Raw genomic sequence first — 20861 nt, forward strand, 5'->3', positions numbered from 1 at the left:
TCCAACGTTATTTTGCTTTTTAAACCGCATCACATTATATTGACAACTATAAGATGTCCAACAGATACTTTGTACACAAAAAGTCAAAAATTATTTTATTTTATGGTTTTTGGGAAAAGTTTTTTATAGTCTTGAATGAAATGATATTGTTTTTTGCAAAAGGTCTATAAAGCATAAAATGATAGCAATGATTAAGAGATATTTTGTTCTTTGTTATTGTGCTGCACATTCTCTAAAAAGGGCTGTTGTAGAAGAGACTCTATAAAGGTCGGCGCAGCAAAACTTCTTTTAAAAATTTTCCCGTATAGGAAGAGGGAATTCGAATAATCTCTTCAGGACGTCCTACCGCAACGATTTCACCACCACGGTCCCCACCTTCTGGACCTAAATCAATAATCCAGTCAGCTGTCTTGATAACTTCAAGATTATGTTCAATGACGACAACAGTATTGCCTTGTTCGACAAGTTCGTGCAGAACTTCGAGGAGTTTCGAAATATCATGGAAATGTAAACCCGTTGTCGGTTCATCCAAAATGTAGAGTGTACGCCCCGTTGTTTTGCGTGAAAGTTCTTTAGCAAGTTTTACACGTTGGGCTTCACCTCCAGAAAGTGTCGTGGCTTGTTGTCCTAATTTGATATAGCCAAGACCAACTTTACTGAGAGTCTTAATTTTGTTGTGAATGCTAGGAACAGCTTGAAAAAATTCTTCCGCTTTTTCGATTGTCATATCTAAAATATCAGCGATAGATTGTTCTTTAAATTTCACTTCAAGTGTTTCTCTATTATAGCGTTTTCCCTGGCAGACATCGCAAGTAACGTAAACATCAGGGAGAAAGTGCATTTCAATTTTAATAACTCCATCACCTTGACACGCTTCGCAGCGTCCTCCTTTAACGTTAAATGAAAAACGTCCTGCTTGATAACCACGCGCTTTTGATTCTGGGAGCGCAGAAAACCATTCACGGATTGGAGTAAATGCGCCTGTATAGGTTGCTGGATTAGAGCGTGGAGTACGTCCAATAGGCGCTTGGTTGATATCAATGACTTTGTCAAGAAACTCTAATCCTTCAATTTTTTCATATCTTGCGGGGCTATGATAACTTCCCATGATATGGTGTGATGCAGCTTTAAAAAGAGTTTCAATAAGAAACGTTGATTTTCCTCCGCCTGAAACACCCGTTATACATGTGAAGGTTCCAAGGGGGATATCAGCATTGATATTTTTGAGGTTATTCCCTCGGGCTCCAATGACTTTCAGTTTTTTCGATTTTGATATTTTGCGTCGTTGAGTAGGCAATGGAACAGCCATTTTTCCTGAAAGATATTGTCCCGTGAGAGAAGATGCATTTTCTATAATTTCTTGCGGTGTACCTTGCGCTATGATTTCGCCTCCATGAACGCCTGCTGCAGGCCCCATATCAACCACATAGTCTGCTGTAAGAATGGCATCTTCATCATGTTCAACAACGATAACTGTGTTGCCAAGATTACGCAGATGATACAGCATTTTCAGAAGACGTTCATTATCGCGTTGGTGCAAGCCAATAGATGGTTCATCTAAAATATAAAGGACACCTGTAAGACCAGAACCAATTTGAGATGCCAATCGAATACGTTGACTTTCTCCCCCTGAAAGGGTGCCTGAATTTCGAGATAAGGTAAGATATTCGAGTCCTACATGGTTTAAAAAAGCCAAGCGTTCACGAATTTCTTTTAAAATACGCACTGCGATGTTGCGTTGTTTTTCTGTGAGATATTGATGAATATTGGCAAACCAATCATCTGCTTTTGAGATGGAAAGTTCTGATATTTGCCCAATATGCATCCCCTGGATTTTTACAGCGAGTGCTTCTGGTTTTAGACGATATCCATGGCATGCTGGACAAGGTGAAGAAGACATATAATGTTCGATTTCTTCACGGGACCATGTAGAATCGGTTTCCTTCCACCGCCGCTCCATATTAGGGATGATTCCTTCAAAGGATTGAATTCTTTTATATGCGCCTGAATCATTTTTATAAATAAAGGTGATTTCTTTGCTTTTTGTACCATAGAGAATAGCCTGTTGTGCTTCATTCGAGAGGACACACCATTGATCCGTGAGTTTAAATCCGTAAAATTTGCCTAACGCTTCTAAGATTTGGCTATAGTATGGTGAAGATAACTTAGACCAAGGCGCTATTGCACCATTTTTTAAAGTGATGTTTTTATTTGGTATGATTTTTGCTGGGTCTACAGCTTTTTTGATACCAAGCCCGTCACAAAGAGGACAAGCGCCAAAAGGATTATTGAATGAAAAGAGACGTGGCTCAATCTCAGGGATAGAGAATCCAGAGATGGGACAGGAGAATTTTTCTGAAAAAACAAGTCGTTTATGTGTTTCATTTTTCGATTTATGAGCAGATTTTTTCGTGGTTTCGTTTTCGGCTAAGGGATGGTCAGCCATTTCAGCAACCGCAATTCCATCCGCTAGTCGTAAACAGGTTTCTATACTGTCAGATAGACGAGAGGTCATACCAGCATGCACAACAATGCGGTCTACGACGACATCTATGTCGTGTTTATACTTTTTATCAAGAGAGGGAATATCAGGGATTTCATAAAATTTGCCATCAACCTTAGCGCGTTGAAATCCTTTTTTTAAAAGCTCTGTCAGTTCTTTTTTATATTCTCCCTTTCGCCCTCGGACAAGAGGTGCCATAATAAAAACGCGCGTCCCTTCTGGTAAAGACATAATTTGATCAATCATTTGGCTTACCGTTTGGCTTTCAATAGGAAGTCCCGTAGCAGGGGAATGGGGGATGCCAATACGCGCAAAGAGAAGACGCATGTAATCATGAATCTCAGTGACGGTTCCTACTGTTGAACGAGGATTGCGGCTGGTTGTTTTTTGTTCAATAGATATTGCTGGAGAGAGGCCATCTATGCGATCGACGTCGGGTTTTTGCATGACTTCCAAAAATTGACGGGCGTAAGCAGAAAGGCTTTCAACATAGCGGCGTTGGCCTTCGGCATAAATTGTATCAAAAGCTAAAGAGGATTTGCCTGATCCAGAAAGGCCCGTGATAACAATCAGTTTGTCCCGCGGGAGATCAATATCAATATTTTTAAGATTATGCTCACGCGCGCCGCGAATGGATATGTATTTTTGTTGAGTCATATTTTATCCTTGGCGTATACAAAAACTGCGTATCTAAAATAGAGTATAACCATTTTTGAGAATTACAATATATTAATTATTTTAGCAGGGATAAATATGAAAAGAAAAACACAAAGAACAGCTTTTTCTTCTCTAAATGATAGAATAAACTATGCGTGATTGTCATCTTTTGTTATATTAACACAAAGCGACCTCTTAGAAAAATAGTAAAGTCTACATTGAAGGTTAATTGCAGAGATGCAAATGAGAAGGTTAAGGTGATTATAACTGCTATACAACAAAAGTTGTTTTGCGAATTAAGATTTTGGAGTTTATGCGATGGCTGGTAGCCTTAATAAAGTGATTTTGATTGGTAATCTTGGTGCTGATCCTGAAATTCGCCGTTTGAATTCTGGTGATCAAGTGGCAAATTTGCGTATTGCTACTTCAGAAAGTTGGCGCGATCGTAATACAAATGAACGTAAAGAGCGCACAGAGTGGCATAGTATCGTTATTTTTAACGAAAACCTTATCAGAGTTGTGGAGCAATATTTAAAAAAAGGAAGCAAAATCTATATTGAAGGTCAGTTGCAAACACGCAAATGGCAAGATCAAAATGGGAATGATCGCTATACAACAGAGATTGTTTTGCAAAAATATCGTGGTGAATTGCAAATGCTTGATGGACGTGGTGGTGCTGGTGGAGAGCAAATGCAAGGGGCAAATCAGTCAAGCGGAAGTTATGGCAGTGGTGGTTTTGGTGACAGTCATTCTGCTCAGAGAGATGATTTTGGTCAAAACAATCATCAAAAAAAAGAAGACTTTTCACACAAATTAGATGATGATGTTCCTTTCTGAGATTGCAAACAGTGTTTTTCTTCGTTGTTTCTTTTCAGTTGTTTGTTTGAGTTTTTTAAAGTTTAAGAAGGGAGATCTAGCTTCTTTTATCCATGATTTTTAATACACATAAATAACATGTTGAAAATTATTGTTAAACTTTTGCCTTTGTTGCGGATGAGAAATTAGCGTTTTGGCGTTTTTTTCGCTATAAACAGAGTATAGTGATTCTTTATTTGAAAGTCTTGAAGCTGTGACCGATCTTACTCCACTACAAGAACGTGATGTGCTGACCGGTATTAAACCAATCAGCATTATTGATGAAATGCAACGCTCTTATCTCGATTATGCAATGAGCGTAATTGTTTCCCGTGCACTTCCTGATGTCCGAGATGGATTGAAGCCTGTTCATCGGCGTATTCTTCATGCCATGAATGAGATGGGGCTTTCTTTCAACAAATCTTATCGTAAATCTGCTGGTGTCGTTGGTGAGGTTATGGGGAAATTCCATCCTCATGGGGATGCTTCGATTTATGATGCGTTGGTGCGTATGGCACAGGACTTTTCTTTGCGAAACCCGTTGATTGATGGACAGGGGAATTTTGGTTCTGTTGATGGTGATCCACCTGCGGCAATGCGTTATACAGAATGTCGTTTGGAAAAGGTTTCAGAAGAACTTTTAGCGGATATTGATAAAGATACCGTTGATTTTCAGGATAATTATGATGGACGTGAGCGTGAACCTGTTGTCTTACCAGCGCGTTTCCCTAATCTTTTGGTTAACGGATCAGGTGGTATTGCTGTAGGAATGGCAACCAATATTCCTCCTCATAATCTTGGTGAGGTTGTCGATGGTTGTATTGCCTTGATTGACAATCCTAACATAACGCTTGATGAAATCATTCAAATTATTCCTGGTCCTGATTTTCCTACCGGAGGTATTATTTTGGGCCATTCTGGTATTCGTTCAGCCTATGAAACTGGACGTGGTTCAGTAATTATGCGTGCTAAGGTTGATATTGAAGAAATTCGCAATGGTCGACAAGCAATTATTGTCAGTGAAATACCTTATCAGGTTAATAAAGCAACAATGATTGAAAAAATGGCCGAATTGGTGCGTGATAAACGTATCGAAGGAATTTCCGATTTGCGTGATGAGTCTGATCGTGACGGCTACCGCGTTGTTATTGAACTTAAGAAGGATGTTGTTGCTGAGATTGTTTTAAATCAATTGTATCGTTATACGCCCCTGCAAACTTCTTTCGGTTGTAATATGGTTGCGTTAAATGGGGGAAAACCTGAACAGATGGCGTTGCTTGATATGCTTCGTGCCTTTGTTTCTTTCCGAGAAGATGTTGTTAGTCGGCGAACAAAATATCTTTTGCGTAAAGCGCGTGAGCGTGCCCATGTTTTGGTTGGTCTTGCACTTGCTGTTGCTAATATCGATGAAATTATAGCACTCATTCGTAAAGCTCCTGATCCACAAACAGCGCGTACACAATTAATGGAGCGGCGCTGGTCAGCTTTTGATGTCGCCCCTTTAATTAAACTGATTGATGATCCTCGTCATATTATTCACGACGATGGGACTTATAATTTATCTGAAGAACAGGCGCGTGCTATTTTGGAATTGCGTTTGCAAAGGTTAACGGCACTTGGGCGTGATGAAATTGCCGATGAATTGAATAAAATTGGTGTGGATATTACCGATTATCTCGATATTCTAGCGTCTCGATCACGTATCATGGGGATTGTGAAGGATGAACTGAGAGCCCTTCGTGAGGAGTTTGCAACACCACGACGCACTGTCTTTGGTTTTGGTAGCGCTGAGATGGATAGCGAAGATTTGATTGCTCCAGAAGATATGGTGGTAACGGTTAGCCATAGTGGCTATATTAAGCGTGTGCCTCTCAATACATACCGAGCGCAGCGTCGCGGTGGTAAGGGGCGTTCTGGTATGTCTACCAAGGATGAGGATTTTGTAACGCGATTGTTTGTGGTTAATACCCACACACCGGTTCTTTTCTTTTCATCCCGTGGAATTGTTTACAAGGAAAAAGTTTGGCGTTTACCGCTTGGTACGCCCCAATCGCGCGGGAGAGCTCTGATTAATTTGCTTCCTTTACAGCAAGGTGAACGTATAACAACTATTATGCCTTTACCAGAAGATGAAGCGCATTGGAGTACATTGGACATTATGTTTGCAACAACGCGTGGAACTGTACGTCGTAATAAATTATCAGATTTTGTTCAGGTGAATCGTAATGGCAAAATTGCAATGAAACTTGATGAAGAAGGAGATGAAATTCTTTCTGTTGAAACTTGTACAGAACATGATGATGTTGTTTTAACAACGGCCAATGGACAATGTATTCGTTTTCCAGTGGTTGATGTTCGTGTTTTTGTGGGACGTAATTCGGTGGGGGTCCGCGGTATTAATTTGGCTAACGGTGATAAAGTTATTTCGATGACACTCTTAGAGCATGTTGAGGCGACATCGGTTGAACGTTCCGCTTATGTCAAACGTGTGATGAATGAACGGCGTGCTGCTGGTGCCGATGCTGAAGAGATTGTAACTCTTGATGAAGAAGACGGAGGAAGTGAAACAGAGTTGACAGATGAGCGCTATGCAGAACTTCAGGCGCGTGAGCAGATGCTTTTAACAGTAAGTGAATTTGGTTATGGAAAACGGTCTTCCTCCTATGAGTTTCGCATTTCTGGACGTGGCGGAAAAGGAATTCGTGCAACAGATCCATCTAAGACAGCTGGAATTGGTAAATTGGTAGCGGCTTTCCCTGTGAAAGCGCAAGATCAAATTATGTTGGTCTCAGATGGTGGGCAACTCATTCGTGTTCCTGTCGAGGGTATTCGTATAGCTGGGCGTTCGACGAAAGGGGTCACAATTTTCAATACAGCTGAGGGTGAAAAAGTTGTATCAGTTGAACGTATTTCTGAATCTGAAGATGATGATAATCATTTAGATGATGTCTCTGAAAAATATCCTGATACAGTTGATCTGAGCACAGAGAAATAATTTTCAAAGGGGCGAAGCGAAACAATGAAAATTGCTCTTTATGCAGGTTCTTTTGATCCTCTTACAAATGGTCATCTTGATGTTTTGCGGGGCAGTTTTGTTTTGGCTGATAAGGTCGTTATAGCTATAGGTGTACAGGCTAAAAAAAAACCACTTTTTACTTTTGAAGAGCGTGTTAATTTAATTACTGAGGTAGGAAAAGACTTGTTAAATGTAGGTCCTGATCGATTGCAGGTTCTTTCATTTGATTCTCTTTTGATTGATAAGGCTCAAGAAGTTGGCGCTTCATTGCTTATTCGCGGATTACGTGATGGTACTGATCTTGATTATGAAATGCAAATGGCAGGGATGAATGCTATCATGGCGCCTCAATTGCAAACTGTCTTTTTGCCGGCAAGTGTTTCTGGACGCGTCATTACCTCTACATTGGTCCGTCAGGTTGCTTCTATGGGGGGGGATGTCGTATCCTTTGTACCGGCAAATGTTGCAAAAGCTTTACGTTTAAAATTTCCATCTACAAAGGAAGATGATGATGTCTCTTAGAATTTTTGCTCTTTTGACATGTCTTTTTTGTTTTTTTCCCTTGAGTGCTGGTGCGAGTGATTCTAACATAACCGATGATGCAAATATCCTTATTTTATCTCTTAAAAAGGGTGATGTGATTATTCGTCTTCGTCCTGATTTGGCACCAAAACATGTTTTGCAAATCAAGAGGTTAACAAAGGAAGGTGCATACAATAATGTTGTCTTTCACCGTGTTATTCCAGGTTTTATGGCACAGACTGGTGATGTTCAATTTGGAAAAAAAGATAGCGCAGATTTTGATGCTAAACGCGTTGGTAGTGGCGCTTCCAACTATCCCAATATACCAGCAGAATTTTCAAAGCAGCTCTTTAAGCGTGGTACCGTTGGAATGGCACGGGCACAAGATAAAAATTCTGCCAATTCTCAATTCTTTATTTGTTTTGGTGATGCTCCTTTTTTAAACGGTCAGTATACTGTCGTTGGAGAGGTGATAAAGGGAATGGACGTTGTTGATACAATTAAAAAAGGCACCACAAGTAATAATGGATCTGTAAAAGATCCCGATGTTATTAATGCTGCTACTTTACAAGCTGATAGATGAGTCAAAGGAGTTTCTCTATATGTCCGAAGTTAAAGATTTAGAAAATACCTTAATCCTTGAAACAACAAAGGGGAGCGTTGTTATTGAGCTTTTTGCTGATTTGGCGCCTAGTCACGTTGCTCGTATTAAAGAGCTTGTGCGTGAAGGTGCTTATGATAATGTTGTCTTTCATCGTGTTATTGATGGTTTTATGGCTCAAACGGGGGATGTACAATTTGGAAAAAAGGATGGGACCAAATTTAATTTATCACGTGCTGGTATGGGGAGTTCAGCGAAGCCTGATTTGACAGCCGAGTTTTCAAATCTTTCTCATAAGCGTGGTACAGTTTCGATGGCGCGTAGCCAGAATCCAAATTCTGCTAATTCACAGTTTTTTATTTGCTTTGCCGATGCTCCTTGGCTTGATCGTCAATATTCCATATGGGGACAAGTTATTGAAGGTATGGAAAATGTTGATAAAATTAAGCGTGGTGAGCCTGTTATAGAACCTGATACAATCATTAAAGCTACAATTGCTGCCGATGCAAAATAGTATAAATTATACGGGTTTCAATTTTAAGTGCGTTAAATGAGGGTATTCTGGTCTGATTGTTATCTCTAGCATAATAAAGATCAGTTGTTTTGGCTTTGAATCTAGAGGATTGGAGTCGATAAGATATTTATAATTCCCTATACTTTATAGGCATTAGGTTTTGTTATCTATCAGTGCTATTGGTTTTACAAGGAGGGTATTTTCTCTTGTTGGCAATAGAGTCTTACGGTCAAAATTGCGTATTTAATAACAGATGGGCTTAGGACCAGAGCATGAATAGCTGATTTTATTCTTTTAACTCTATAGAATCTATAGTTTTTTATAGTTTTTCTCCACTTCAATATATGTGTTTTGAATTTTATATTTTTGTATAAGTGGGTTTGTAGAGGTCGTGATTTAGGACTATTCTTTGCCTTGAGAAATGTTTAAAAGCAGCTCAGAAGGTTTCTGCATTTATCTCTTCTAAATTCATTTAATAAGGGCCGATCTAGGTTTGAGTGTTATGGTTGTTGATTGTAATGCGTGGTAAGGTCTTTTATTGTTACTTATTGTTATTATAGCTCTCGATTCTTTCCTGTAATTATATTGGTTATATAAAGTAAGGTCGTTGTTGTTTGAACAACGGCTTTAGAACTATGGTGTGCTGAAATAGGGATATGTTATTGGTATATTAGGTATTTTGGGAAAATAAGATTATCGCTTTACTTATGATGATTGTTTGATAATAAAACTTTATTTACTCTGTTAAATTCTTTTATGCTGATTACAATATTGAGCGAATCAAAGGTCAATCCATAAAACTTATGAAAATGCCATAAGAAAAGGTATAGCTTTTCTTTTTAGGCGATATGAGTTTGTAGAATTAAAAAGACAAGAGTGATGATAAAGACATTTCATTATAGAAAAATTGCTCAAGATGGATGTGCACGTCGTGGTGAAATTATAACAAACCGTGGGAATATTCGTACACCCGCATTTATGCCGGTTGGGACAGCAGGAACTGTTAAAGCGATGTATATGGATCAGATACGTGCTCTTGGTGCAGACATTATTTTGGGCAATACTTATCATTTAATGTTGCGTCCTGGAGCAGAGCGTGTTGCTCGTTTAGGAGGTTTGCATGAATTTTCACGCTGGTCTGGACCTATTTTAACCGATTCTGGCGGATTTCAAGTTATGTCGTTGGCGGGAATTCGTAAAATTACAGAACAAAATGTTATTTTTCGTTCTTACATTAATGGCGCATACTATGAAATGAGTCCGGAGCGTTCTATTGAAATCCAAGGGCTTCTTAATTCTGATATTCAGATGCAGTTGGATCAATGTATTGCACTGCCTGCTAGCGAAAAAGAAATAAAAGCTGCTATGGAACTTTCGTTGCGGTGGGCTGAGCGTTGTAAAACAGCTTTTGGCAATCAACCAGACAAAGCATTGTTTGGTATTGTTCAGGGTGGTGATAATATGAAACTGCGTGAACGTTCTGCACAAGCGTTGAAAGAGATGGATTTGAAAGGTTATGCTATTGGGGGGCTTGCCGTTGGTGAACCACAGAATGTGATGACAGCTGTGTTGGATGTTACTTGTCCAATTTTACCAGAGGATAAACCACGCTATCTTATGGGGGTAGGAACACCTGATGATATTTTGCACAGTGTTGCTCGTGGTATTGATATGTTTGATTGTGTTCTGCCGACCCGTGCGGGACGCCATGGTTTAGCTTTTACACGTTTTGGTAGAATTAATTTGCGTAATGCGCGTTATGCAGAGGACCCTCATCCTCTTGATCCACAATCTCTTTGTCCTGCTGCATATGATTATAACTGTGCTTATTTACATCATTTGATTAAATCCGGTGAATCTCTTGGTGGTATGTTATTGACTTGGAATAATCTCTTTTATTATCAGCAGCTTATGCAAGAAATTCGTGATGCTATTGAAGAAGGGTGCTATAGTGATTTTTGTGCTGAAACACGTGCTTTATGGAGGCAAGGACGTTAAAGCATCGATTGTAATGAACAACATCTGCTTTTTTAATTTGTTTTGTCTTAAGAGCTTTTGCTAAAAATGAAGCCAGAAGTTTTTTTAGACATATACAATTGTATGGATCTAAAATAAATGTCTCGTTTGTTGGTATATGTTCCTTTTTTGACTGTAATAGTAAACAGAAACTGTTACTCCGGTACGCGCTACCTGATCCGGAGAGAACAGTTTGTTCCTGATGGTTGTTTAGATCAACAATGTTAATGAGGGGTTAGCAAATCCTTAAGGAAGTATGAAAATTGCATTTTTATAGGGTAATTTCTATTTTTTATTCTTAAACAGTTAAGTTATGACAAAGGCTGTCTTCTTTAGCAGTAAATATAAGGTGTTTTTGTTTGAATTGAAGGTTTGGAAAATACAAACAATTAATCCAGTGTTGAGCTTATCTTATCTTTTCTGATAATGGTATTCTCATAACAGGTGTTTTATTTAAGCTATAGAATATTGTTGATTCCATGCATCTAAAAAACAAACTTTGTTTATTAAAGTGATATTTTAATATTTCACATCAAAAGAAAACGAAAAGCGCTTTTGTTCTAGAAGATGTTTCAATGTTTTATTAGAAATTTTTAGTAAAGAGATATAAGAAGACTCTGCGTTTATTTCCGCCATATGACAGATATTTATGATGAAAGTATTGCTCTATAGAAATGAAGAAGATGAGGGATTCTGATAGAAAAGACATTTTCACTTTAGGCATTGATTCGAGAACACGCTATTTGGCAAACTTCGCTCTTGCCGTGGGGAGTTTTGCTATTGGTACTGCGGAATTTGTTTCTATGGGTTTACAGCCAGAAATGGCACGAAGTTCATCTGTTGATATTCCTACCGCTGGTCAATATATTTCTGCTTATGCATTGGGTGTTGTGATTGGAGCGCCTCTTTTAGCTGTTGCAACAGCTCAGTTATCACGCAAAACTGTGCTGATAGGATTAATGTTTTTTTATGCGCTGGCAAATATTGCAAGTGCTTTTTTTTCTGATTTTAGCATCTTAGTAGCGTTGCGGTTTATCAGTGGTCTTCCTCATGGTATCTATTTTGGTCTTGCAACTATGGTTGCAGCTACAATGGTAGAAATGAATGAACGTTCCAAAGCTGTTGGGTATGTGATGCTTGGTTTAACAATTGCGACCGTTTTGGGAGCACCGAGTGCAACTTGGATTGGTCAACTGGTTGGTTGGCAGATTGCTTTTGTTCTTGTTGGTGCTATTGCTTTATTATGTTGTTTGCTCGTTTGGAAATTTTTACCTTCAGGTTTGAAGATTACAAAAACAAATTCTCTACGTGAACTTGGTGCCTTAAAGCAGAAGCAGGTGTGGTTTCTCTTGATGATGGTTTCTGTTGGGGCTTCAGGATTATTTTCTGTTTTCACTTATATTAAGTCAACATTAATGCATATTTCTGCTGTTTCGCTTGATTTTGTGCCATTTATTATGCCGTTAGTTGGATTTGGTATGGTGATCGGGAATCTTTTAGGACCTAAATTAGCAGTGAAAATTGGTATTTCACCATTAATATTTTTTTCGATGCTTTGGAGTACATTTGTTTTTTTTCTTTTTTTCTTTTTATCCCATACTCCATTAACAGCTGCATTAGGATGTTTTTTTGTTGGTACTTCTTTTGCAGCTATGCCTTCTATACAAACAAAAATTATGAATGTTACTCTTAATGGGCAGATTTTGGCAGGAGCATTAATGCAGTCTGCTTTTAATATTGCCAACGCTCTTGGTGCAGAATCTGGAGCACGGGTTTTGAGATTGGGTTATAGTTATGAATATACTGCTATTGCGGGGGGGATTTTAACTTTATGGGGATTACTGATTTTCTGCTTCTCATGGTATATGGAAAAGCGTGATTGACATATTTTATTTTTGAGAGAGAAAATATTTTTTCGTTTAATTTAGTTTTTTGATTGTCCTATAGGATTTTTAAATATGCGATAGGAAACGCGTAGAGCAAATGGGATACCAAGGAAAAATAAAAAACTAATTAGTAGGGTAAGAAGAGTCTCGGCGGCTGAAATCATTCCTCTTATTCCTCCCGGATTAAAGAGGCCAGCAAAATTTGTGATTGTTCCTGCAAGTGTTGCACTTAATGCAGCTGAAAAGAGTTGTACAGAGATAAATGATTCGCTAGCACGTAGAGCATCCTCATCGTTTGCACATTGTAAGATCCGTGTTAACAAATGCGGCCATGCTATTCCTGCACTAATCCCGATAGAAAACAATGCTAAGCAAATGATAAAAATATGTTCAGATGTGGAATTTTGCATTGGAATAAGCCATAAAAGGCTGCTTATACCTAAAAGACTTAATATAGGGGAATATATGATGATGCTGCGAACTTTTTTTGGGGATATACCAGCACTTGATAGGGAACCACATGTCCAACCCAAACTCATGAGTGACGCTATATAACCGGCAATAAGTGGGGTTTGCCCATGAAGCTCTTGAAGAAAAAGTGGAAAATAAAGCTCTATGCTATACCCGACTGTCGTCATAACGAGTATCAATATATAAATAGGAAAAAACTCTGAAGAGACAGAAAAGGATTTATGCGGCAACATGGGGTGAAGTGTGGATGTTTCAATCTTTACTAGAACAAGGAAAAGGATCAATCCGATAATTAATCCGCAGATTTGCGTAATTTTGATATTTGTAGCACCACCAGCAGAAATAATAAAAATTAATAAGGTGAGTATGAAAAGTTGTAAAAGAGGAAGAGGGGATGTTGGAATCTTTCTTTTATTTTCTTTTGGTAAAACTTTAAGAGCTATAAGCGAGAAGATTATCGCTAATATGCCAATGATCCAAAAGGATGTTCTCCATGCGCCATAATATACAGAAATACCACCAATAGCTGGACCTAACAAGATTGCTATTCCCCACATTCCAGAGATAATACTCAATGCACGTGACCATAAAGATGGACTAAAAGCAAGGCGTATCATAGAATAGGATAGGGATAGTAAAGAACCGCTTCCAAATCCTTGAATAAAGCGTCCTATTAAAAATAATGGCATATTTGAAGCCATACCGCATATGAAGGTACCAACAGTAAAAATGAGACCAGAAAGCAAATAAGCTTTGCGAGGACCTGTTTTTTCTAATATTTTTGTTGCAAGCGAAGTTCCAAAGAGTGATGATATAATAAAAACAGTTGCCACCCAAGAATAATATAGCCCACTCCCCATCTCACTTATAAGAGATGGCAAAATAGTAACAACAATATAAACGTTCGTAGCGTGCAATACAACACCACCTGTAAACGTTAAAAAGCGCGTACCATTTTTACCCAATAAAAGTGCTGACCAGCTTTTTTGTTCCACTGTTTTTTACTATTTAATAAAAAGTTGACTTCCTTCCTTTATAAGGCAATTATTTGAATTTGCCAAGAAAAACTTCAAAGCTCTTCTTTTGTAGAGCTTTGAAGTTTAAGTGAAGTGATCAATTAATGGCCTACAGCTTTTTTAAGATTCTCATCAATTTTATCAAGAAAACCTGTTGTAGAAAGCCATTTTTGTTTGGGTCCAATCAAAAGTGCTAGATCTTTGGTCATAAAACCTTCTTCAACAGTTTTAATACAAACGTTTTCCAATGTTTTGGCAAAGTTTTTTAATTTCTCATTGTTATCTAGTTTAGCACGGTGTGCTAATCCACGTGTCCATGCAAAAATAGATGCAATAGAGTTTGTTGATGTTTCTTCACCTCTTTGGTGCTGACGGTAATGGCGTGTTACTGTGCCATGTGCCGCTTCTGCTTCAACAATTTTGCCATCTGGTGTCATAAGAACAGAGGTCATGAGACCGAGAGAACCAAAGCCTTGGGCAACAATATCAGATTGAACATCACCATCATAATTTTTACATGCCCATACATAACCACCTGACCATTTAAGTGCGGAAGCAACCATATCATCAATAAGACGATGTTCGTAATATAATTTACGATTTTCAAATTCAGTTTTAAATTCTGCATCAAATATTTCTTGAAAAATATCTTTAAAACGGCCATCGTAAGCTTTCAAAATAGTATTTTTTGTTGAAAGATAGACTGGGACATTTCGTTGTAGTCCATAATTAAAAGATGCACGTGCAAAGTCACGAATTGATTCATCAAGATTATACATAGCCATGGCAACCCCTGCACTTGGCGCGTCAAAAATATCATATTCAATGATTTGATTATCAACTCCGACAAATTTAATACTTAGTTTTCCTTCGCTGGGAAATGTGAAATCTGTGGCTTTATATTGATCCCCAAAAGCATGGCGGCCAATAATAATTGGTTTTGTCCAGGTAGGAACGAGGCGCGGCACATTTTTACAAATAATAGGTTCGCGAAAAATGACACCCCCTAAAATATTACGAATTGTACCATTGGGTGATTTCCACATTTTTTTTAAGCTAAATTCTTTAACACGTGCCTCATCCGGTGTGATGGTTGCACATTTCACACCAACCCCATATTTTTTTATAGCATTTGCAGAATCGATAGTTACCTGATCATTGGTTGCATCTCGATTCACAACGGAAAGATCATAATATTTAAGTTCAATATCGAGATAGGGGTGGATCAATTTATCTTTAATATCTTTCCAGATAATACGGGTCATTTCATCCCCATCGATTTCAACGACGGGATTTTCCACTTTTATCTTTGCCATTAGAAGTCCTTTTTTGTTTGAGTGATATTATTTTTATAACACTTTCAGGTTTATAATGAAAAGTAAAAACAAGGATGATGGAAGCGCAATTTGCGTGTAATATTGTTAGAATATATCCATAATGAATATAAAGTTTTATTAATGCGTTAATTTGTTAAAAAAAGAATATGATCATTACAGAGTTGAATGCAAAAATTTATGCAATAATCATGGGATATGTAACTTGTCTCATGTATAGGAAATATTGATTTTTTATTATATTTCATTTAATTGTTTTATAAATTTATATTATTGTGGTTTTTTTTATAGTTTTTGTAGATGTTATATTCCGTTAATAAATGAATTAGTGAATCTATAAATTTTTGTACTGTTTTAACTCTACAGCCACGTCTCGTTTGTATAGAGAAAGATCAAGTATGGTTAGAGATAGAGCTATAATTCAAGAAGAGTTGGTAAACATAATTTTTAGATTTTTTTAGAATATTTAGAGAATTCTTAAAATTTTTTACAATCAGAAGAGATACATAGAGTATAAGGCACCCTTGTACAAAAAATCAGAGGTATATGCATTAATATAGCTTATAAATTTCAGCTTATTATAAAACAGAACTTTCAAGAAAGATTTTCTTTTCAAGAACCCTCGTTTTATTACTGGTATGTACAGTACAATACTCTTAAGTAGAAAAAACAATTACCATCTTTACAAAGGCAATCGCTAAATTCTATCCCCTAAACGACATTTACGCATCATAAATCTTTTAAAAATAAATTAAATCAATAAATTACTTGTAATAAAAAAGAATATGGTACGCTCAAGGGGCAAACAGAGAGTAAATAAAATCAAATAATTATGCCTAATGTAAGGGATTGGGTGGTTGTTGATTCTATTACGTTTTTTTTGCCTCTATCCCTAACTTTTTTGGAGCTTTTTTATCGATTCAAGAGCAAGTTTTTTACGATCTGCGCTCTTCGTATAAAGAGATGCCATATTGTCATCTGTCCAGCCAAAAAGTGCTTTTAGTTATGATATTGTTGCACCTGAATTTGCTGCGCGTGTTGCTGCTAATTTTCTCAAACCATGTGCTGATTTTTTGATACCTGCTTTAATACAGGAATTACGAAATAAACCCCCAAAACTTTCTTTGGGTGTTTTGTTTCCACGTCTACCACAAATGAATGTTTTTTCTCCAATAGGACCAATTTTAAGGGTTTCTTCTAATTCAGGCAAAATGGGAAGAAAAACATCTGTTTTAAATTGGCTCTTTTCTGTTTTTAAGTGAATGATATTCTCTTTAACGTCTTTCCAACCAATGCGAACAGCATCACCACGACGCAATCCCGTGTAAAGAAGGACATCAATCTAAAGACGTTCATGCGTTCCTAAAGCCCATTTTTGATAATATTTCTCAACATCCTCTTCTGTCCAAACAGGAAATCCCCCTTTATTTTTAAGAGTAGGTCTTTTGATTCCTAATGCTGGATTGTCTTCTAAAAGACCTTGATCAATAGCCCATTTAAAAAGACCATTAAGTGATTTTAGAAAATCTCTAGCCATTGCAGGTGTTTCTTTACGTCGTTCAACACCGGCAATGATATGTTTCTTTTCGATGGCTTTGTATGGAATATTCCCTATCGAATCACATACCTTCATAAGGATGAATTCTCTTTGTTTTTTGTAGCTTTAGCAAAGTTATGTCAATGGGAGCTGTTAAAATATTATTTAATCAGCCATGCAAAAGAACCTTCAACTAGTTTCCCTGTTTTGGATTTAGGAAGGATAAGCCCTTGTAATTGGGCAAGTGTGTTTTTGTAATTATCAACAAACTCTTGCGTTCCATAGGTACCTCGTATTCGAATACGTTTGCCATGACCAATACGCACATACCATATAATTTTACCATGGCGTGTGATTTCTTTAACAAGATGAGGGGGGTGTGGTTTTGGCATTGCAACTTTACATTTGAGAGAGGGCATATTCGTAGTATTCATGTCTTTGACAAATCTAATAATTTGTTTGGATTCGCGGCGGCGTTTGGTATTGTGATATCGGATTTGAGGTAGATGAGGAGTTCACCAGCAGGTTTGATTTCTATTAATTCGCATCCTTATTTTTTTGCTTTTCTTAAAGCACGCGCAATAGCTGGTTGTGTTATAGTAGGTGGATGGTGTCCCATGTTTATTCCCCTTAATTTAGGTACAATTTGCCCTGTAGCGTGAATCACGCATTTCTTGAAAGTTGTCATGAGAGTGTGGGGGTGCTGGGAAACATATGGAGCTTTCCCATTTTTAAAAAATTTGTATGCTTATTTTTTAGATGTGCCGAATTTCATATTTCCAATCCTGTAATTGTGTAAGAGCCAAGGCTATTTGCCCTCTATGGCACATGCATACATTGGCTTCAAAACAAGTAATTGCAACGCGCTTTTTGTTTAAAAAGACTTGATATCATGTGTTTATTGCACACAAATGATTTTTGAGTGTTGTCTTTTGATATTCTTCAAAAAGACGTTCGTAATCTTTTTGTGTTTTCAAATTTTGTCGTTTTTCAGAGGCAATGCCAAGCTCAGGCATATGCATATATTCAATATTAATGTTGTTTACAGCTTTCTCCAATTGTCTTTTCGAAAACCCATGTTTTCTACTTATTGGATTTCTACGAACATCACATAAAGTTTTGATATTGTTTTCTATGAGACAATCAAGATAATTCTCAAGGGACTTTCCTTCATAGCCAATTGTAAAAAAACAAGCTTTCTCATCTTTAGCTGGGTGTAGGATACTCTGTTTGATATTACACACGTTTTACTTCCTTACATAAATGGGCGGGGGTGCTGAGAGGAGGAGAGCACCCCCATAGGGTTATGCAGCTTTTGTCAAGATCTGCTTCATGTCTTGCTCTATTTCTGCTAAAAAGACCTCGACTGCTTTAGTAATCTGTTCAATTTGTTCATCATCACGGTGGATGCGTTGGATTTTCATACGCAAGTGAGATGATCTCCCTACAAATTGTGGATTATAGCTAATGAAATGACACCATTTGCGCCCTGTACAAGCCATTTGGAATTGCATCTGCGCTCTGTATTCAGTTTTAATCTCGTCATACATAAAAAAACGAAGATGCGTCGTCGATTGTGGACATTTGACTTCAATTAAACCGTCTTCACCAATCAAACCATCAGGGCTAGCTCCCGCCATCTCTATGATAGGATGTGGTATAAAACCGCATTTTATGACATCGGCATCATAAATGAATTCATATTCTTTCAGGGCATCCTCTTCATGTTCAATCCCCCATTGCATAGATGGTGTTATATAAGATTGGCTTATTTCCCCTGTTAAGCGTTCTGTCATGAGTTTCATTTTGTAGTCTTCATATTTACTTGTCGGCAATCCTTTGGCTGTTCTACTGAGGACATTGTAAACATTAGACGCGGTAACTTTCCCTAACCTTGCTTGAAACCATTCTGCTGTTCTTTGTTCCATATTACACCGCCGTTTGTTGTTGTGTTGATGCCATTTGCTTATTTTGTTTATCTTTTAAAAGGTGCAAAATGGTTTGTGCTTTCTGATCAGAGATATCGTCAAGCGTTTCAACATTCGCATAAGAAAGTATCTTTTTTTCTTCTACCTTTGTTTGTACCATAAGCCTTCCGATTTCATTGATTTGTTGGGGAAAAGCTGGTTTTTCAGGCATATTCCCATCTGTATCGTCTTCTTTGCTTGCGACGTTAAGAAGCATGCCTAACAGATATCTGCGTGCATAAGTGATAGTAGAATCAAGAGATTGAATGACGGATTTGCATCTTTTAGCATCATAAGGAAATTTCCCTTCTGTCGATATTTTGTTTCCTGATGGATGTGTTAAAGTCATTTCTATGACGATATTGTCATGATTTTGTTCTTTGATACGAGAAAACAAAGCGAAGTGGTATTTTGAAAGGGTCTCCTTTACAGCATCAATATGCTGATCAAGGGTAGCGTATTGGCTATTTGTATGAGTATTTATAGAGTTTTTCTGGATATTTTGATATTGCGTTTGCATTAAAGAAAGATCACGGACAAAGTTTTGGTAATTCTGTCGTTCTATTTCCTTTTCTCTCAAGGAGATAAGCCGTTCGAGACGATCCATATCAACATCATTTTCTAGGGCTCTTGTTAAAATGAGATCCATAGCTGTTTGTTTAACTGCTAAATTTGGATTTTCTTTAACTTCTGTTAGGTTCGTGTTTTGTTCATTCATTATGTTTTCCTCCATTGCGCACAATTCACCCGTTGCGTGAATCACGCTTTTGTTAAAATGGTTGTTGTTTGTTGCTAGAAAGGATTATCGAACTCTGTTGAAGAGTCGCCGTTCTGGTCGGTCATAGTTTGTTCACAAGCCTCTGAATTATCATAAATTTTTGTATTGCCATAAATTCTTGAATCATTATCAATAATCACGTTTCCATAGATTTGTGTGCTTCCAAAAATATGACCTCCATATATTTTGACGTTATTATAAATTTTTGCATTATAAGCAATTTGTGCGTTATCAAAAATCTTAGTGCTATCAAAAATCTTAGCAAAGAAACACGCCTTGGCATCATTATAAATCCAACAATCGTTTTCATGACTTAAATTGTCTTCATCCTCTATAAAGCCGCCAAGATCACCTGCTTTGACATCTCCAAAGTCTTTCAATGCACGAATTCGGTAAAGCGTAACATATCCATCAAACTCAATTTCTTCATCAGTAAGTTCGTATTTCTTTTCCATGATGAAAGCAGCCCCTATCTTAAAACGGTGTGATTACCAGAAACTTTTGTATTTCCAGTTATTTTGGCTTGATCACAAACAATAGCACCACCAAACACACGGGCATTTCCAGAGATTTCTGCGTGACCACCAACTTTAGCTTTTTCAGAAACATGTGCACCTTCGTGGACTACGGCATAGCCATAAACCTTAGCCTTTCCAAAAACACGTGCATCATCTGCAATACATGCGGATTCAAAAACACAAGCATCATCAAAAATTTCTGCGTTCTGTGAAATTATTGCATTACCACTAATCTTTGCATCATGGTATATTCGTGCATTCCCAGAAACAAAAGCTTTATCGCACACTTTTGCGTTGCCATAAATTTTTGCAAGTATTTGGACACTGGCATTACCGGAAACTTTTGCATGATTGAAAATGTGCACAGCACCCAAAATTTGTGCATCATCGAAAATTGTTGCGTTATTATAAACCAATGCACCATCTTTGATTAGTTCATTGCCATAGACTTCAGCATTCTCAAAAACCTTTGCACTATCTCCAACCCAACAATCACCCTCATGAGAGAGGTTGCTTTCATTTTCGATAAAACCACCCAATTGACCAGCCTTTACATCATCAAAATCCCTTAAAGCTTTAATGCGATAAAGATTTATAGGCACAAATTTACCATCCTTATTTTGGTAAATTTCTTTGATTTCATTTGTGATTTCATATTTTTTAGTTACAA

General features: G+C 37.5%; 15 protein-coding genes and 2 pseudogenes. 7 read left to right on the top strand and 10 right to left on the bottom strand.

Annotated features, from left to right (window positions below; translation table 11 throughout):
* Positions 1-259: 259 nt before the first annotated feature.
* Complete coding sequence (gene uvrA / locus NMK50_RS03045; protein ID WP_254770829.1) at positions 260-3160, bottom strand: excinuclease ABC subunit UvrA; 2901 nt, start codon at positions 3158-3160, stop codon at positions 260-262.
* Between the two features lie 318 nt (positions 3161-3478).
* Here uvrA and ssb point away from each other — a divergent pair, with 318 nt between their 5' ends.
* From ssb to NMK50_RS03080, 7 genes are all read left to right on the top strand, one after another.
* Complete coding sequence (gene ssb / locus NMK50_RS03050; RefSeq protein WP_254770830.1) at positions 3479-3997, top strand: single-stranded DNA-binding protein; 519 nt, start codon at positions 3479-3481, stop codon at positions 3995-3997.
* Between the two features lie 232 nt (positions 3998-4229).
* On the top strand, positions 4230-7010 hold the full coding sequence (gene gyrA, locus NMK50_RS03055; RefSeq protein WP_254770831.1) for a DNA gyrase subunit A: 2781 nt from the start codon (positions 4230-4232) through the stop codon (positions 7008-7010).
* A 24-nt stretch (positions 7011-7034) separates the two neighbouring features.
* Positions 7035-7553 (top strand): pantetheine-phosphate adenylyltransferase, encoded by a 519-nt coding sequence (coaD, locus tag NMK50_RS03060; RefSeq protein ID WP_254770832.1) that lies wholly within the window; start codon positions 7035-7037, stop codon positions 7551-7553.
* Positions 7543-8136, top strand: coding sequence for a peptidylprolyl isomerase (locus tag NMK50_RS03065; RefSeq protein ID WP_254771169.1), 594 nt, complete (start codon positions 7543-7545; stop codon positions 8134-8136). Before coaD ends, NMK50_RS03065 begins: the two co-directional genes overlap by 11 nt.
* 19 nt (positions 8137-8155) lie before the next feature.
* The gene (locus NMK50_RS03070) at positions 8156-8668 is read left to right on the top strand and encodes a peptidylprolyl isomerase (protein ID WP_254770833.1); all 513 of its coding nucleotides are present in this window, start codon (positions 8156-8158) and stop codon (positions 8666-8668) included.
* A gap of 879 nt (positions 8669-9547) precedes the next feature.
* Positions 9548-10666 carry a tRNA guanosine(34) transglycosylase Tgt gene (gene tgt / locus NMK50_RS03075; RefSeq protein WP_254770834.1) on the top strand — a complete coding sequence of 373 codons (1119 nt, stop codon included), beginning with the start codon at positions 9548-9550 and terminating at the stop codon, positions 10664-10666.
* 692 nt (positions 10667-11358) lie between these two features.
* Entirely contained in the window at positions 11359-12567 is a 1209-nt protein-coding gene (locus NMK50_RS03080; protein WP_254770835.1) for an MFS transporter, read from the top strand.
* A 41-nt stretch (positions 12568-12608) separates the two neighbouring features.
* On the opposite strand, the gene NMK50_RS03085 is transcribed toward NMK50_RS03080, so the two are convergent.
* The 9 genes and pseudogenes from NMK50_RS03085 to NMK50_RS03125 form a co-directional block, all read right to left on the bottom strand.
* Complete coding sequence (locus tag NMK50_RS03085; protein ID WP_254770836.1) at positions 12609-14036, bottom strand: MFS transporter; 1428 nt, start codon at positions 14034-14036, stop codon at positions 12609-12611.
* A 122-nt stretch (positions 14037-14158) separates the two neighbouring features.
* Positions 14159-15373, bottom strand: a complete 1215-nt coding sequence (locus NMK50_RS03090; RefSeq protein WP_254770837.1) for an NADP-dependent isocitrate dehydrogenase — start codon at positions 15371-15373, stop codon at positions 14159-14161.
* A 910-nt stretch (positions 15374-16283) separates the two neighbouring features.
* Positions 16284-17320 (bottom strand): annotated as a pseudogene (locus NMK50_RS03095) (tyrosine-type recombinase/integrase).
* A gap of 7 nt (positions 17321-17327) precedes the next feature.
* Positions 17328-17547, bottom strand: a pseudogene (locus tag NMK50_RS10580) (hypothetical protein).
* Positions 17548-17818: 271 nt separating this feature from the next.
* Positions 17819-18172, bottom strand: coding sequence for a DUF488 domain-containing protein (locus NMK50_RS03105; RefSeq protein WP_254769725.1), 354 nt, complete (start codon positions 18170-18172; stop codon positions 17819-17821).
* Positions 18173-18232: 60 nt separating this feature from the next.
* Positions 18233-18856 carry a lambda exonuclease family protein gene (locus NMK50_RS03110; RefSeq protein ID WP_254770838.1) on the bottom strand — a complete coding sequence of 208 codons (624 nt, stop codon included), beginning with the start codon at positions 18854-18856 and terminating at the stop codon, positions 18233-18235.
* A gap of 1 nt (position 18857) precedes the next feature.
* Entirely contained in the window at positions 18858-19613 is a 756-nt protein-coding gene (locus NMK50_RS03115; RefSeq protein ID WP_254770839.1) for an ERF family protein, read from the bottom strand.
* Between the two features lie 74 nt (positions 19614-19687).
* The gene (locus NMK50_RS03120; RefSeq protein WP_254770840.1) at positions 19688-20128 is read right to left on the bottom strand and encodes a hypothetical protein; all 441 of its coding nucleotides are present in this window, start codon (positions 20126-20128) and stop codon (positions 19688-19690) included.
* 14 nt (positions 20129-20142) lie between these two features.
* The gene (locus NMK50_RS03125) at positions 20143-20793 is read right to left on the bottom strand and encodes a hypothetical protein (RefSeq protein ID WP_254770841.1); all 651 of its coding nucleotides are present in this window, start codon (positions 20791-20793) and stop codon (positions 20143-20145) included.
* Positions 20794-20861: the final 68 nt, after the last annotated feature.

The sequence above is a fragment of the Bartonella harrusi genome (genome assembly GCF_024297065.1).
Taxonomy (GTDB): Bacteria; Pseudomonadota; Alphaproteobacteria; order Rhizobiales; family Rhizobiaceae; genus Bartonella; species Bartonella harrusi.